General features: G+C 45.1%; 14 protein-coding genes. 6 read left to right on the forward strand and 8 right to left on the reverse strand.

Annotated features, from left to right (window positions below; all coding sequences use genetic code 11):
- Positions 1-969: 969 nt before the first annotated feature.
- A complete protein-coding gene (locus tag CUJ83_RS08980) occupies positions 970-1,854 on the reverse strand; it encodes a hypothetical protein (protein ID WP_230741967.1) in 885 nt (294 codons plus the stop codon).
- Between the two features lie 172 nt (positions 1,855-2,026).
- Between CUJ83_RS08980 and CUJ83_RS08985 the strand changes: the two genes are divergently transcribed.
- From CUJ83_RS08985 to CUJ83_RS08995, 3 genes are all read left to right on the forward strand, one after another.
- Positions 2,027-2,317 (forward strand): DUF211 domain-containing protein, encoded by a 291-nt coding sequence (locus tag CUJ83_RS08985; RefSeq protein ID WP_230742163.1) that lies wholly within the window; start codon positions 2,027-2,029, stop codon positions 2,315-2,317.
- A 40-nt stretch (positions 2,318-2,357) separates the two neighbouring features.
- The gene (locus tag CUJ83_RS08990) at positions 2,358-2,888 is read left to right on the forward strand and encodes a VIT1/CCC1 transporter family protein (RefSeq protein WP_230741968.1); all 531 of its coding nucleotides are present in this window, start codon (positions 2,358-2,360) and stop codon (positions 2,886-2,888) included.
- Between the two features lie 314 nt (positions 2,889-3,202).
- A complete protein-coding gene (locus CUJ83_RS08995) occupies positions 3,203-4,165 on the forward strand; it encodes a replication factor C small subunit (RefSeq protein ID WP_230741969.1) in 963 nt (320 codons plus the stop codon).
- 87 nt (positions 4,166-4,252) lie between these two features.
- Here the strand turns inward: CUJ83_RS08995 and CUJ83_RS09000 are convergent, their stop codons facing one another.
- Positions 4,253-6,184: a transglutaminase domain-containing protein gene (locus tag CUJ83_RS09000; protein WP_230741970.1), complete on the reverse strand. Its 1,932-nt coding sequence runs from the start codon at positions 6,182-6,184 to the stop codon at positions 4,253-4,255.
- Positions 6,185-6,222: 38 nt separating this feature from the next.
- On the reverse strand, positions 6,223-6,708 hold the full coding sequence (locus CUJ83_RS09005) for a hypothetical protein (RefSeq protein WP_230741971.1): 486 nt from the start codon (positions 6,706-6,708) through the stop codon (positions 6,223-6,225).
- 220 nt (positions 6,709-6,928) lie between these two features.
- On the opposite strand from CUJ83_RS09005, the gene CUJ83_RS09010 reads away from it, so the two are divergent.
- A complete protein-coding gene (locus tag CUJ83_RS09010; RefSeq protein ID WP_230741972.1) occupies positions 6,929-7,183 on the forward strand; it encodes a hypothetical protein in 255 nt (84 codons plus the stop codon).
- 265 nt (positions 7,184-7,448) lie between these two features.
- Positions 7,449-7,826: a 30S ribosomal protein S8e gene (locus CUJ83_RS09015; protein ID WP_230741973.1), complete on the forward strand. Its 378-nt coding sequence runs from the start codon at positions 7,449-7,451 to the stop codon at positions 7,824-7,826.
- A 94-nt stretch (positions 7,827-7,920) separates the two neighbouring features.
- On the opposite strand, the gene CUJ83_RS09020 is transcribed toward CUJ83_RS09015, so the two are convergent.
- Both CUJ83_RS09020 and artA read right to left on the reverse strand, forming a co-directional pair.
- Positions 7,921-8,748 carry a hypothetical protein gene (locus CUJ83_RS09020; RefSeq protein WP_230741974.1) on the reverse strand — a complete coding sequence of 276 codons (828 nt, stop codon included), beginning with the start codon at positions 8,746-8,748 and terminating at the stop codon, positions 7,921-7,923.
- Between the two features lie 81 nt (positions 8,749-8,829).
- Positions 8,830-9,699 carry an archaeosortase A gene (gene artA, locus CUJ83_RS09025; RefSeq protein WP_230741975.1) on the reverse strand — a complete coding sequence of 290 codons (870 nt, stop codon included), beginning with the start codon at positions 9,697-9,699 and terminating at the stop codon, positions 8,830-8,832.
- Between the two features lie 201 nt (positions 9,700-9,900).
- On the opposite strand from artA, the gene CUJ83_RS09030 reads away from it, so the two are divergent.
- A complete protein-coding gene (locus tag CUJ83_RS09030) occupies positions 9,901-12,078 on the forward strand; it encodes a PAS domain S-box protein (protein ID WP_230741976.1) in 2,178 nt (725 codons plus the stop codon).
- A gap of 1 nt (position 12,079) precedes the next feature.
- Here CUJ83_RS09030 and thiE read toward each other — a convergent pair whose 3' ends face one another.
- The 3 genes from thiE to CUJ83_RS09045 all read right to left on the reverse strand — a co-directional run bounded on the left by thiE (position 12,080) and on the right by CUJ83_RS09045 (position 14,967).
- Positions 12,080-12,706, reverse strand: a complete 627-nt coding sequence (thiE, locus tag CUJ83_RS09035) for a thiamine phosphate synthase (protein WP_230741977.1) — start codon at positions 12,704-12,706, stop codon at positions 12,080-12,082.
- Between the two features lie 3 nt (positions 12,707-12,709).
- Positions 12,710-13,510 (reverse strand): hydroxyethylthiazole kinase, encoded by an 801-nt coding sequence (thiM, locus tag CUJ83_RS09040; RefSeq protein ID WP_230741978.1) that lies wholly within the window; start codon positions 13,508-13,510, stop codon positions 12,710-12,712.
- A gap of 98 nt (positions 13,511-13,608) precedes the next feature.
- The gene (locus tag CUJ83_RS09045; RefSeq protein ID WP_230741979.1) at positions 13,609-14,967 is read right to left on the reverse strand and encodes a glycerate kinase type-2 family protein; all 1,359 of its coding nucleotides are present in this window, start codon (positions 14,965-14,967) and stop codon (positions 13,609-13,611) included.
- Positions 14,968-14,996 lie beyond the last annotated feature (29 nt).

A 14,996-nucleotide genomic window follows, 5' to 3' on the forward strand; every position in this document is an offset into this window, starting at 1 on the left:
GGAAGGCAAACCCTCAGAGATATAAACACTTTTTAATCCCATAAAAAGAAAAATATCTCAACACAAGAGGAAAACGCCTTCCAACAAAAACACCGAACAACCACTCACACACCAACGGAACTACTGGAGCCCCTTGTGCGTGCCCATGGAAAACTTATGGATGGTCTTTTTAAAAATTATCATATAACATCCGTTCTGAGATCGATGTTCTGGTGTTGTGCTTTTCGGATGGCAGGTAGACACATAACCTCACAGAATCACAGAAACACAAAAATTTTTATATGATTTTTTAAGGTCACGAAAACCCTAAGAATTTACTCACTAAATCACGAAGGGCTCCAGTATCACCGTCAACGCGCTAAAGTCTCAAATGCTCGGCTTAATGCTCGAAGTGCCCTAATCCACTAACGCTAAAACAAGACCCGAACATTCTCCAAGGGCACGAAGGTTTAATATCCCGGTTTGTGTATCCCTGATCCATCAACAAGAGTATATCGATCATGTAAGCGTCAACCGTGCAATCAGACCTTCGTGCCCCTTGGAGAATGTTCGGGTCTTGTTTTAGCGTTGGTGACTTAGAGAGGTTAGTGCGTTGGGCCGAGCGTTAGAGGTGTTAGAGCGTTGACGGTGATACTGGAGCCTTTGTGATTTAGTGAGTAAATTCTTAGTGCTTTTTGAGCTCTTAAAATATCATATAAAAAAATTTTTGTGTTTCCGTGTTTCTGTGAGGTTATGTGTCTACCTGCCATCCGACAGGCACAACCATAAAAAACTTCATCTCAAAGACCGGGTAGTTACGACACGTTCTTTCATTATTAAAACCTGAGCAAGAACCCGCTCATCAAAGATTTCATGGTGAAAGTTCAGCGGTCCTTATTCGACTTTGTGCGCTTTGTGGTGAAAGCTAGTGTTCTATTGTGTCCTTTCGTGATGAATAAGTGAACAGGATCTTTAACTTCAATCGCATCCTCATCGGAACATTTTTCTATATACCTTTAATCCGGCATATGCCACCGTCACTATCGCTATGACGATCAGCACGGTGTTAGTCATAGGGGTGGGCATCGGTACCGATTCTTTTTCGGTATTATCAGAAGGCTGCACTGTAGCTCCGGAATTTGTCATCCCCGTGACGTACGGGACAGGCGTGGCAGCATCATCTATAAAATCACGTATTATGATGTCCCTGGTCAGCTCTTTTTCTATGCCATTAAATACGATGCTGCCAGTGTAACCATTCTTCTCGGCCACTATGTCGAATTTGCCTGTGCCGAGCGGGATGCCTTCTATAGAATATGTGCCCATGGGGGCGTTCGTGCCGTTACTTGAGTAAAACGGCTCTCCGTCACCTATATAGGAAGCCCATGTGCCGTCCTGAGAGTATACCTTAATGCTGGCATTAAGGATAGTATTCGATCTGTCGTCTATGACATAACCGTTTATTGATCCCATATCTGTGATATTGATGTTCGTGCTTGTCATATGACGATCGGCAGAAGCCGTGATCTGTATAAGCAGTGGCAGATCTTTTCCAGAAATCTCATATCCGTCGGCAAGTTTCACAGATGCAAACGCCGAGCCGGTATCATCCGTTATGATCATCAGCCTGTCGACCGAAATGGCATTTTCGTCCTTAAGCACTTTTAAAAAGATAGGCACATCGGCCATATTTACCCTTTCGTTTCCGTTCATCAGGGTCACTGTGATCGTAAGGTTGTCATCCATGCCAGCCCTCAGGCAGGGCTGAGACGTATGGATGGCTAATTTATTATAGGCATTATCATCAGCTATGGCATTGGCGCTTAGTATAAGGATGGCCAAAAAACCAATTATTACCGGTACCGACTTATTCATTCTATCCCCTGCACTGACTCCATAAGTTATTAACTTTCTGACTCTTAAATTTAAGTATGGATTTTTGGATTTTTTATTAGAATAATTACTAGTTCATAGCAAAAGTGATATACTGTCATAATCAAGTATAAAGAATATAAATTAAATTCTAAAATTAAATGAATTGATAGATATGACGGGTATAAAGAGACTTGTCCTTGATGTTCTTAAGCCGCACCAGCCAACGATACTGGAACTGGCAAAGTCTTTGTCAAAATTGAACCATGTCACTGGCGTCAATCTTAGCCTCTATGAGGTCGACTCGCAGACCGAGAACATTAAGATTACTATAGAGGGAACGAACATAGATTTTGACGAGATCGAAAAGACTATCGAGGACATGGGTGCAGTGATACACAGCGTCGATGAGGTGGCCGCCGGAATAAAGCTGGTGGAAGAGGTTGAGACGCTTCAGGATAGATAGGCCATTATTTTATCCGGATAAACTATAAACCAGGATAGACATGAATGATGATAGTGAGATAGGCAGGTACTTTATTCTGGGGAGCATTGACGGGCTGCTTGCCGTCCTCGGTATTATCGTAGGCGTGTCCACGACCAGCGCAAATGCTACCATAATAATAAAAGCAGCCCTCGGAGGCGGCATAGCATTATGCCTGACCAATGGCATCGGAACATACCTTGCGGAAACTGCAGTTCAGTATGGTAAGATATCTGCAGTGGAAAAGGCCATTTTACAGGACCTGAGACATACTAAGATCGAACAGATCGCGAGGCGCAAGATCATCCGGGACTCTATTATCCATGGCGGCGCCAGCCTTATAGGGGCTATCGTCCCGATAACTCCTTTTTTACTCTTAGACAGGGGAATAGCGGTTTATGTGTCGGTAATATTGTCGCTTCTGGCACTGGTATTTTTAGGGGGATATTCAGGCAGGATATCAAAACAGAGTTATCTTAGGTCGATAATTCGTATGGTGTCTCTGGGTGCGTTGATCGTGCTGATCTGCAGCCTTCTCGGGGTAAGCGGATGATAATATCCATGCGCGATCTCATCTTTTAATGCTGTGCGTCATAGGCCTATCTGTTTATAATGTGAATAGGATCATGTCATGTTTTCCCTATCAGCGCATCATATCACTTTACAGCGTGCCTGATAGTCATCGTTCGCGATCATATGCGGCAATTTTCATGGGATCAAACGAGCTAATGACCTGCTGTTCTTCTCATTTTTTTATTAATTTTCGGGACAAACTAAAATCATGGACTGGAAAAATTTCATAGAAGATGAGATATAAAATAAGATATAAAACGTAGTACCGCTATATACAACGTGGAAGTATCATAGATGGCAGAAGATGAGATTTGGACGGAAAAGTATAGGCCCAAAACGCTCGATGAAGTGGTCGGGCATGAACAGATCGTAAAAAGGCTAAAATCATATGTCAAGTCCGGAAATCTGCCTCACTTATTGTTCTCCGGTCCTCCCGGCGTGGGTAAGACCGCGTGCTCTATCGCTATCGCGAAAGAGCTATTCGGCGATACGTGGCAAAGCAATTTTACAGAGCTGAACGCATCGGATGAAAGAGGCATTGACGTAGTACGAAATAATATTAAGAATTTCGCCAGGACAGCTCCGCTGGGATCGGCAAGTTTCAAGATAATATTCCTCGATGAGGCGGACGCCCTGACGTCAGACGCCCAATCCGCGTTAAGGCGTACCATGGAGAGATATACGGCGACTTGCCGGTTTATCATATCCTGTAACTATTCATCCAAGATAATCGAACCTATCCAGTCAAGGTGCGCAGTCTACCGATTCGGGGCCCTATCCTCAAAAGACATAGAAACCGGCTTAAAGAATATCGCAAAGAACGAAAACCTTGAGATAACAAAAGACGGCATGGAAGCTCTTATTTACATCTCAAAAGGCGATATGAGGCGGGCTATCAACGCCCTGCAGTCTTCGGCCACGGTCTCCTCCCGGATCACTTCCGAAGTCGTATATCAGACAACGAGCACGGCCAGGCCGGAAGAGATCAACGAGATGTTAAAGCTGGCGCTAAACGGCCAGTTCATGGACGCGCGGAACCGCCTTGATGACCTGCTGGTTACATATGGCCTTTCCGGAAGCGATATTATCGATCAGATCTACCGGGCCACTTTTGAGCTTGGACTTGACGAGGACGTTCTCGTAGCTCTCGTAGACCGTATCGGCGAGGCCGATTTCCGTCTTACGGAGGGGGCCCACGAAAGGATCCAGATAGAGGCGCTGCTCGCCCATTATAAACTGCACGGAAAAAGTAAGTAAGATGCGGATAAAGCCTTTTAAACAAGCAGGTTAAAACACCCGTTCATGACGGGCAAATATCCGGCATCTTTTTTTCTTATTGCTAATTTATCGAACTATTTTTTGTCTCCTGTAGCCCGCTATCATTATAGATAGCATCGCCATCAAGACCTCGAAACCCGGGATACTGACATTGAATTTGCCATCCGTGGATACCGGCGCACCATTGTTCTGCTTTTCCATGTTGATGATAATATCTAAATCATTGCCGTTAACCGACAGATCCTTATTATGGTCTCCATATCCTTCAGCTACGACCTTTATGACATATGTGCCGTTGTTCACGCTAAAATTGAACGAACCCGAATTGTCCGTAGTGAAAGACATATTGTCAAGGTAAATCACCGCGTTCATAATAGGGCCATTGTTCACCGAATCCATGACAAAGCCTGATATTGAGTATTTGCTTATCCCGTTTTCAGGGACATTGCTCTGCCCGCCTGTGTAAGAATTATTGTCTTGAGATGCCGGATCAGGCGTAGCGGTCGGGGATACTGAAACGTCAGGCGTCGGGCAGGGAGTCGGCGTCGCAGTACGATTGATGACCGTCAGCAATATGTTCTGGCTTTCCGAGCCCGGATACCCTCCTGCTCCGCTCCACGATGCCTTAAAGTATTTTTGCCCCGGCTCATTCTGGGCATAGGAATAGGTATAGCGCCCCAATGACGGGCTGCCCGATGCGATCTCATCCCATGAGATGCCGTCAGCGCTCGATCTTATTGTTATCACTCCATCGGAGCGGGCGGGTGTGATAGATGCTGTTATTGATACTGGCGAGTTCACATACGTCCTATCGTTAGATAATGATAATGAAATGCCGGATTCCTTTATCGCCGAACTTTGCAGATCCCTGGATATCATGAACCCGCCTTCTGGCGATGTCTTTGTAGACACATACTGTAATCGAGGATCATCCTGCAGATCACTGATCGTCAATGAATTGCCGATGGATGCCTGCGCTCCCGGATTTATGTTTGTGACCAATAGTAAGCCCGGCTCGCCGTGTGTGGCAGTATTCTGGATGTTCCCGTCAACGCTCACGCCATATTTTATATGGCGGTTGTCTACGAACCCCTTGGTAAGATATGGATCATATGGTACCCATACGCCTTTTTCCGCATAATATACCTCGATCCATGCATGCGGCCCGTGGTCCCAGTTAAATGTTCTCTGTGCGAGCCCTTCAGGCACTCTATACCATATCTCTATCGTATTATCGTATATCTGTCCGGATACGTATCTTGCAGGTATCCCGGCGCTTCTGATCAGCGCCAGCGCAAGGTGTGCCCTGTTGACACAATTGCCTCTATTGTCGTTCAGGGACGAGACTGCGTCCTTCGGACGGGTACTGTCATGAACGGGGATGTTTATCTTGACAAAATCAATTATCCTCTCCACGGCCTCCGCCTGGGTTGATGCCCCTGCAAGCAGCTCATTCTTTTTACTTATAATGGCAGGATCGTTAGACTGCACCATAGCGGTCGGAACAGTGAACTGAGAATACGCCGAAGTCCCGATACTGTCTTTCATATCGACCGGGCTCGCATCCCCTGTGAGTATCGCATTGAACGATGTCGTGATCACAAACGTCATGCTTGACCCGGAGCCTGTGCCTATGTCCCACTCATAATGCCTGTAGCCGTTCCCGTAACTGTCCGTCATGTCCTGGTACCTTGATGGTGCCGGGCTTGCTGTCATGCCGAATCCCGAAACTGATTGGGAGAACCCGTTTACCTGGTATGACGTATAGATTGGAGCATTATACGTGACCCTGGATCCGTTTGATAGGCCGGCAAGGTCTAAGCCGGATAATGTTATGGTCGTTCTTTCCGTGACGTGATTGTTTGCCGTGATAGATCCGTCGACAACGATCGTTTCGGCGTTCGCGTTTATATTAGACAGCGTAAAAAAAGGGAATATTAATATTATCAATATCAGTGCGCTTAATGATCTTATATTGTATCCGAGGAACTTCCGCATATCTTAAACTCCTTACCCGTTCCCCCCGCCGGCTCTTTTTATCCATGGTATGATTGTAGCTGTGTCTCTATAGTATTCGCTATCTCCTCGGGCAGCGTCCTGCCGTGGCCGTCAACAAGCTTGACCTGTATGGTCAGGTCATCGCCCAGTATGGTGCGCACGAGGAAAACATCGCTCTTTAAGGTCATTTTTTGAAAATTCTCATCATAGTAAGAGTATCTTACCGTAACCCGGTAGTCGACAGTCCCGTCCTGCTCCAGCGTCGGCAGGACCCTGGTCAGGTTTTCCTGTGTCAATGGAATAAAGTCAATCTTTTTTTCTGTGACCTCCACGACAACATCCCTTCTTGCCTTTACTGTCCTGACATGCACATTTACGTTCGGGGCTACTGTCTCGAATTCCATCGACCCTGATCCACCGTGAATGCTTGCCATTACCTTCATCAGGTATCTCATATCAGCATTAAAGCCATAATGGCGCTCAAAATCTATCTCCCTTGGGAAGTGATAATAGACCCTGCTCATGAACTATACTCCTATTACTATGCGATTTTATAGTAGATTGAACGGATTGATTCGAGAAATAGTTTACGTACAATGGGATTGATTTTATACACTTAATGGCTAAAAGGCGTGATAACCAGTTAATATACATGGCGTTATTACCGATTTTTTTGAATATTTTCGCTATAAACTCAGGTTGCTTTCTAGTACTTTAATGAATATTTGCATTTGAGGTACTGATATGATAAAAGTTGTGGAGTTAATGCTTGACGACGAGTTCGACGATGTCAATAAATTAAAAATGTGCTATCTCCACGGGTTAGAACAATACCTGTCCGAACGCGGCTACGAATTGATCCCTATCGACCATACTGAGTGGTATAGCTTCGAAAGGAAGATACTGGTCGATACTGACGCGCCTTCTAACATGATAGACACGGCTCTTGACATGGAGAACAAAAAGCAAAAAAGCGCTATGGGCGTGCTTGTAAGCTAGATTACCGGCAACCGGTCTTACATTAGTGATCGCATCGATCCATTATCATATTTTGTCTATCTTATTGATGATTACGGGAGCCGTATGTCCGGGTTCTGTCTCTTCCCTTAATAAACATCCAATACTTATTTATACATCTTTTATACATTAACGGATATACTCTAGCGGATACTACCCGGATAAATCCTAAGTTTTATATGTTATGAAGGCATCTCTTGGGTGGTACATCGAGCAATGGTATCTTAAAATCATTGAGGTTAAAATTATGAAGTATCAGGGAAAATCTATCAGGAAGGTCACCGGCGGCAGACTTAAACTGAACCGCGGAAAGAGGAAATTCGAGCTTGGAAGGGACGTAACCCAGCCGATCCTCGGTGCCTCAAAGAATAAGGTCGTAAACGCCATGGGCAATGGCATCAAGGTCAAGATCCTGAAAGAGGAGTTCGCGAACGTAACCGACCCGAAGACCGGAAAGACCCAGAAGGTCAAGATGCAGACCGTTACCGGAAACCCGGCAAACAAGAACTACGTCAGGCGTAACATCCTTACCAAGGGCGCAGTCGTCAACACCGAGCTCGGTAAGGCCAGGATCACAAGCAGGCCAGGCCAGCACGGCGAAGTTAACGCAGTGCTCGTAGACTGAATTTTTTGATCAAGTGACTCTGTCACTTGACATTAATCATTTGTTTTCAGGTCTTTTTTAAAGATCATTTTAATCTGTATTCTTTAAATCCATCTTAGATCAGTGCACTTATTGCCGAATATATCCCTGCGATGACCGCAAGGAGTATGGCCAGCGCTATGATGAAAAATAGCAGGCTGTATGCCGGAAGGAATAAAGAGCTTAATATGGATTTGATGAACCTGTTCTTGATATAATTATCACGGCTTTTATCGTATGCAAGCGGCAGGGGATCTTCAAGCTCTTTAAGGCTGAACACATCCAGCACCTTACCCCCTGCATAATAGCTTCCCACATCATTCGTATACCTGTATGCCTCGAGTATGCAAAGTATGCCTGGGATGTGTCTTCTTCCGGTCAGGATGACATATCTTTCGTGAGTTATGCCTGAGTCTTTCAGGGATCTCATAAGATCGATGAATTTTCCGGCCATATACTCGTCCCTCTCATAGATATACCTCCTTGTGTCATCTTCCGACCATCCGAACGTATAAAACCGGCCCGGAAATAATCTGTTATAAAGCCCGTGTAAATGGTCATATGATAAACTGGATGCAATGTTAAGGGGTAAACACGCGTATCTCATTATCTCTTCCCTTAAGAACACGCCCGGATCAGTCCCGCCCAGGTATCTTTTTACAGTGATGTCGATCGGCCTGTCTATGCCAAAAATCTTAGGATAGTACATACGCCTTATGTTTTCGATCTCGTGCGAGGTTGACTCCTGGTTCCTGTCGATCAATTCGATCGCAATGTAGCCTGGAGAAAAACGCTCGATCTCGTCAATTACACCGGGCACGTTCCTGTATAACGTATGGACGCTTCCGATGAGCAAGATGCCCATGTCCTCGACCGCAACCGTAACAACGGGGCGCTCTCTCATGATCAATAATATGCGCGGCGTGATTTTTAAATTACACCCGGCAAGAACCTAAAATATAAAAAAGAATGTTCGGATAACCCATTATTTTTCACGCGGTATGGGTATAGCCTCGGCGATCTCCTGCCCTTTTAACGATCTTTTCACATTTTCTATATTTATTAATTTGAAGATATCCCTTATGTACGTTATAGTCTCAGGAAGCAGAGTGATGACCGCGTACGATATGAATATAAGTGCAATTATTGACCCAAGCTCAGCAAGCACGTTATGCGCCCAGAAAAAGCTTGCATAGCTTGCGGGCTCACCGGTCCATCCCACGATAGTCTCCGGTATTATCTGGAACCATTGGTTGCCGTATGCGGATATGACGAACGTGTTCCTCACGAAGTTTAACAGATAGATGACCGGCACCGATATCATGAAAGCCTTGACTTTTCTATCCAGCGGCGCTTTTATGCATCCTACGACACCGACGAACAGTGCCATGCTCTGTATGGCCGTGCATGCGAGTATTATCTGTACGGGAAAACCGTTAAGCATTATCATATCAAAGTCTGTCCTTAGCGCTCCCTGCCCAAACGCGTTTACCGATGCGATAGTGACGGATGTCGTGAAGTCTATCAGCCATCTGTTCAATTCAGGAATATTTGCGAAAGGGAAATAGAATATACTACTGATAGCGGCGCTTCTTGTAAGGATCATGAGCGACTCGCGCTCATATCTTACCATTATGTATGCCATGTACAGTGTGACAGGTATAGCAAGGGCACATGCTATTGTATATAGGATATTATGCTCGTTAAAGTAAAAATCCGGCGTAAGCACGCCCCACCTGAAGCCGAACAATATCCAGCCTGCGGCCGCCACTTTAAATCCCTTGTCCTTTGGTAACAAAGCGCCTATGACAAAAAGTAGTAGCGAGGCCCACAGCATAATGTCAATGAATTCCATTTATCGTTCACCAGATATGATAGGTATGGTTAATGGCGCGACAGTTCATAGACTTTTCGATATTCTGATAAAATCATTTCTATGGCAGAATATTCCCAATTCTGATACTATTAAAATATACACGTAATTATCACAACAATGTTTATTAATTTATTATTTTAATTTTATATTATGCGTTTAAAATCGATCCGGACCCGCACTATGGCACTACTTATTCTCATATCTCTTCTCACGGTCTTAGTGCTTGGCGGTATCTGGCTCTATCAATCGCAAAAGAACATAAAGAATAATGTAGAGTTATCCAGCCTTCAGGATGCCCGGTTTGTCGCAAATTATGTTTACATGTACACGGAAAACATCAGTACTACCGTAGATGTAGTATCTACTGACTATGAAACTGTAAAAGGCGTCCGCGAAAAAAATATTTCAATTTTGGAGAGGATCGCTGAAAACCTGTATATGAACGTGCCTCAGGTCCGGTTTATCCAGATAGTTGACGTTGACGGCAATATAATTTACACGACAAAACCCGCCGATATTAAGAATTTAAATGTATATGACTGGTTTAAAGATACGGAGAATAAAAACGTGTCTATTGTAACAGGGCTTTATTACAGCTATGTGGAAGATGATTACGTATTCGCAATTGCATCACCTGTAAAAGAAAAAGATGATATATTGGGGCATATGGTAGTCACCGTGCTACCTGCTATGTTACAGGATAGCATTCAAAGCCAAAAGATAGACCCGAAGAGTAATCTCTTTCTTGTGGATAATAATGGCAGGATAATATCACACGATAACAAGACCTATGTGGAAACACATGCCGATTTTTCACCGTATTTACCGGTACAGAATGTATTAAGGGGTGAGGAAGGGGTTATCGAGACCAGTAATACGTTCGATGAGCAATTGCGTATCGTTGCTTATTCCCCTGTCCCCGAGAACTTTTGGGGTATACTTATTTCAACACCTGTATACATCGCTTATGAGCAATTGACAAAAGAGCTTGAACTGATATTCAAGGTCCTTTTACTGTTCATTGCCGGCATATTATTGTTCGGATATCAATTTTCGAAATATCTGACCGACCCCATAATCAGCCTGTCGGATACAATGCGAAAGTCCCCAAAGACCAACTATACTGTTAAGACCGACATCTCGCGTGATGATGAGATAGGCGACCTGGCTAACACATTCAATAATATGATATCAGAGATAAAAACAAGAGAAGAACGGCTCAGGGTACTTGCATCTATTGTGGAGTCATCGGATGACGCCATAATAAGCGAAGATATGGACGGGATAGTGACAAGCTGGAACCGCGGTGCAGAAAAGATCTATGGGTTTAGGGCGGATGAAATTATCGGGAATTCCATATTTATGATCATACCGCCGGGTCTTAAAGATGAAACCGCCAAAATACTTGAGACAATTAAAAATGGCGGGCACATAGAGCATTATGAGACTGTCAGAAAAAGAAAGGACGGTAAAGAGCTTTTCGTTTCATTGACAATATCCCCAATAATGGACTCGGACGGCAACATTATCGGCGCATCCGCTATAGCAAGGGACATCACCGAAAGCAAGCGTGCCGAGGAATCTATCCGAAAAGCGCGCGACGAGCTCGAGATCCGTGTCCAGGAACGGACATCCGAGCTTAAAATAGCTAACGAAGAGTTGAAAGAGGCTAAAGCACAGGCAGAGCTCTATCTGGACCTCATGTGCCATGACATAAACAATATGAACCAGATCGGTATGGGATTCATAGAGCTGGCATTAAACACGCTGCACCTGGACGATTATGGTAAAGAGCTGATATCCAAGCCTTTAGTCGCTCTCGAAAGCAGCAGGGACCTGATCAATAACGTGAAAAAGCTGCGGCAGGTGAAGGATAAGAGCGTAAGGTTCCATCCCATAGAGGTCTGCCAGATGATGGAGGAGATCGTACCCAGGTATTCCGAAATTATCAACAGGGACATTACGATCGACAAGAAATGCCCGAGTGTGTGCTATGTCAACGCTAACGACCTGCTATACGATGTCTTCTCGAACGTCCTAGGTAATTCGATCAAGCATAGCAAAGGCGGCCTTATCATAAGGATCGTGATCGATCAGATCACGATGGAAGAAAAGGAATTTTGCATGGTGTCTATAGAGGATAACGGTCCCGGTATACCCGATGAATTAAAGGATAAGCTATTCACACTCTATCCAAAAGGAAAACCGAGGGTGAGCGGAAAAGGGCTTGGGATATATCTGATAAAAACACTGGTGGATGACTTTGGCGGCAAAATATCGATCGAAGACCGGGTTCCCGGGGATCATACTAAAGGAGTAAGATTCATAATATTTATTCCTTCAATAAAAATAGAATAGTTCATGCATTGATATTCTGGATTAAGGCTTTCAGTTCTTTTGTGGCTTTTTCAACATCTTCCTGGCTTACGACGGCCGATATGACCGCTACGCCGTCAACTCCTGTATCCAGAGTCTCTGTTAGATTATTCTTATTAATTCCGCCTATGGCCACTACAGGTATGGATACTCTGGACTTGATCTCTTTTAAAAGCCCGATGCCGCATACCGGGCCTGCGTCGATCTTGGATGAAGTCGTATACACCGGCCCGACGCCAATATAGTCCGCGCCATCCTGTTCAGCTTTTATGGCTTCTTCGACCGTGCCTGTCGACACTCCTATGATAAATCCCGGCGGTGCTATCTTCCTGGCCAAAACCGCAGGAATGTCATCCTGTCCCAGGTGCACGCCGCCGGCGCCGCTGATCAACGCTATGTCCAGCCTGTCATTTACGATAAATAGCACTCCGGCCTTTTTTGCGATGCGGCTTATCTCAAGGGCGTATCCCGTCAGTTCTTTTCCGCTTTTTTCTTTGTCTCTTAGCTGGATCACGTCTGCGCCGCCTGCTATGGCACGGCGGGCCAGCTCTACGTGGGATAACCCTCTTGATAATCTTTCATCCGTTATCACGTACAGGCCGTATATCATAACTTATATTACCCTCACTCTGGCATATTTTTCCAGGTCTTCCGGCGACAGCTTATATACCTCGTCGAAAAGGGATGTCTTGAACGAGAACGGGGCATAATTGTTAACGCCTGCTTTCTCACCTGCGATGCCAAATGCTGTCAGGGCTGCCGCTGTGGATGTGACGCTATCTTCAGTTACCGATGAAAAAGCGCCGCATATCGAGGCCGCCATGCATCCCGTGCCCGATATTTTTCCCATGAGCTCATGCCCGTTATCGATGAATATCGATTTTTTACCATCCGTGACGATGTCAGTCGCCCCGCTCATGGCAACCGTCAGGCCCAGGCTTGACGCCAGGCTTTTTGCAATGCTTAGCGGGTCGCCTTTCACTCCATGCGAGTCCACGCCTTTTACAATGCCTTCTTCGCCCGCGAGTATCGCGATCTCCCCTGCATTCCCTTTTATGACCGATATCTTCAGGTCATGCAAAAGGCGATTAGCACACTCTGTCCTTAACCTGGTCGCCCCTGCGCCTACAGGATCAAGTATGATCGGAATGTTTAACTGGTTCGCTCTTTTTCCTGCTATGAGCATTGACTCTATCTGAGATTTGTCAAGCGTACCTATATTCAGCACTAAAGCTCCTGCCATCGAGACCATCTCGGCGACTTCCTCATGGGCATGTGCCATGACCGGTGCCGCTCCAATGCAAAGCGTGATGTTGGCGCAATCATTTACGGTCACATAGTTGGTGATGTGATGGACCAGCGGCCTCTTCTCTCTCAGGTTTGATAAAAGGCTGGAAAATGTCTTACAGTTCATATTTTTCCCTTCAATGCTACACCTTAACACACTTTGATTCTTAATAAACGTTTCGAACTATAATTATTATTAGTGATTTTTTCAGCCATAAAAAATGCTTATCTACCGTATACAAGCACCAACCGGATATCACTGACATTGGTCCCGGTAGGCCCTGTAAATATCAGGTCATCCATTTTCTTGAAAAATTCATAGGAATTGTTATCGGATAAAAAAGAACTTATGGATAATCCTTCTTTTAGGGCGCGGTCAAGGGTCGTCTCGTCGGCTATGGCTCCGGCCGCATCGGTATCCCCGTCAATGCCATCTGTATCCATTGACACTACAGTGATCCCGTCCCTGTACTCGCGTAAAAAGCCAAGCACAAATTCCTGGTTTCTCCCCCCTTTACCGCTTCCGCTTATGGTCACCGTCGTCTCCCCTCCTGAGATGATAGCCGACGGTATCTTTACCGGATTACCCGAGTTTAAACATTCTTCGGCTATTCCGGCATGTACGAGCGCTACCTCTTTGCTTTCCCCTGTTATGCATGATCCCAGTATCACGGGATTGTATCCAAGCTCTTTAGCTTTAGACGAAGCTGCTTTAAGGGCGACTATGTTGCTTGAGATGATGATGTTAGTGACCTTGTTGAATAACGGGTCCCCGGTCTTTAGAGTATCGGGTATATCTCCTCTTATCCCCGCTTCAAGGTGCCTGATTATGCTCTTTGGCGATAGTTCTTCCAGTTTATGTTTTTTAATGATATTCATAGCATCCCTGTAAGTGGTATCATCGGGCGCTGTGGGTCCGGAAGCTATAAAGCTAACATTATCTCCTACCACGTCAGATACGATCAGGCTCAATACCCTTGAGCCGTTGACGTATCTTAAAAGCCTTCCTCCCTTTATCATTGAGATATGCTTACGAACAGTGTTTATTTCAGAGATCTTTGCACCGCACTTGAGAAGAAGGTCGGTCATCTTTATCTTATCGTCAAGGCTGATACCCGGACCAGGGTAAGGAAGAAGCGAGGAGCCTCCGCCCGATATGAGAAATATTATAAGATCCCTTTCGGTAGTGTTTGATAGCATTTCGATCATGTCAAGTACGCCGCGGAAGCCTTCCTCTGTCGGGAGCGGATGCCCTGCGCAGTTGACCTTTATTATGTTCGAGCATGATCTTGTCCCATACCTGTCGTTAACCAATCCAGAAGTTATCCTGTCCCCCAAAATGTTCTCTATCTCAACCGCCATCGTCGCAGATGCTTTTCCTCCTCCGGCGACGTAAATATTATCATATTTTGACAGATCTATATTATGTCCTTTAATGACCAGCCTGTTCCCTGTAAGGCTGACCATGTTCTTTATGACGTTGCCGGGAAGGACCGCTTCTATACCCGATTCTATTATTTCAAGAGCATCTCGCCTTCTTCCGTGTCCTCTTACAAGCTCTTCCCTGTTCTTTATGTCCATCATACTGAGACTTTTTTTGCGGCTGATAAATC

The organism is Methanooceanicella nereidis, from assembly GCF_021023085.1.
Lineage (GTDB): Archaea > Halobacteriota > Methanocellia > Methanocellales > Methanocellaceae > Methanooceanicella > Methanooceanicella nereidis.

Excerpts from the sequence above, each read along its gene's own strand:
- thiE (WP_230741977.1), bottom strand. The coding sequence starts at position 12,706 with ATGATATACGGCCTGTACGTGATAACGGATGAAAGATTATCAAGAGGG.
- CUJ83_RS08995 (WP_230741969.1), top strand. The coding sequence starts at position 3,203 with ATGGCAGAAGATGAGATTTGGACGGAAAAGTATAGGCCCAAAACGCTC.
- CUJ83_RS08990 (WP_230741968.1), top strand. The coding sequence starts at position 2,358 with ATGAATGATGATAGTGAGATAGGCAGGTACTTTATTCTGGGGAGCATT.
- CUJ83_RS09005 (WP_230741971.1), bottom strand. The coding sequence starts at position 6,708 with ATGAGCAGGGTCTATTATCACTTCCCAAGGGAGATAGATTTTGAGCGC.
- CUJ83_RS09030 (WP_230741976.1), top strand. The coding sequence starts at position 9,901 with ATGGCACTACTTATTCTCATATCTCTTCTCACGGTCTTAGTGCTTGGC.
- CUJ83_RS09015 (WP_230741973.1), top strand. The coding sequence starts at position 7,449 with ATGAAGTATCAGGGAAAATCTATCAGGAAGGTCACCGGCGGCAGACTT.
- CUJ83_RS09045 (WP_230741979.1), bottom strand. The coding sequence starts at position 14,967 with ATGATGGACATAAAGAACAGGGAAGAGCTTGTAAGAGGACACGGAAGA.
- CUJ83_RS09000 (WP_230741970.1), bottom strand. The coding sequence starts at position 6,184 with ATGCGGAAGTTCCTCGGATACAATATAAGATCATTAAGCGCACTGATA.
- CUJ83_RS09010 (WP_230741972.1), top strand. The coding sequence starts at position 6,929 with ATGATAAAAGTTGTGGAGTTAATGCTTGACGACGAGTTCGACGATGTC.
- CUJ83_RS08980 (WP_230741967.1), bottom strand. The coding sequence starts at position 1,854 with ATGAATAAGTCGGTACCGGTAATAATTGGTTTTTTGGCCATCCTTATA.
- artA (WP_230741975.1), bottom strand. The coding sequence starts at position 9,699 with ATGGAATTCATTGACATTATGCTGTGGGCCTCGCTACTACTTTTTGTC.
- CUJ83_RS08985 (WP_230742163.1), top strand. The coding sequence starts at position 2,027 with ATGACGGGTATAAAGAGACTTGTCCTTGATGTTCTTAAGCCGCACCAG.
- thiM (WP_230741978.1), bottom strand. The coding sequence starts at position 13,510 with ATGAACTGTAAGACATTTTCCAGCCTTTTATCAAACCTGAGAGAGAAG.
- CUJ83_RS09020 (WP_230741974.1), bottom strand. The coding sequence starts at position 8,748 with ATGAGAGAGCGCCCCGTTGTTACGGTTGCGGTCGAGGACATGGGCATC.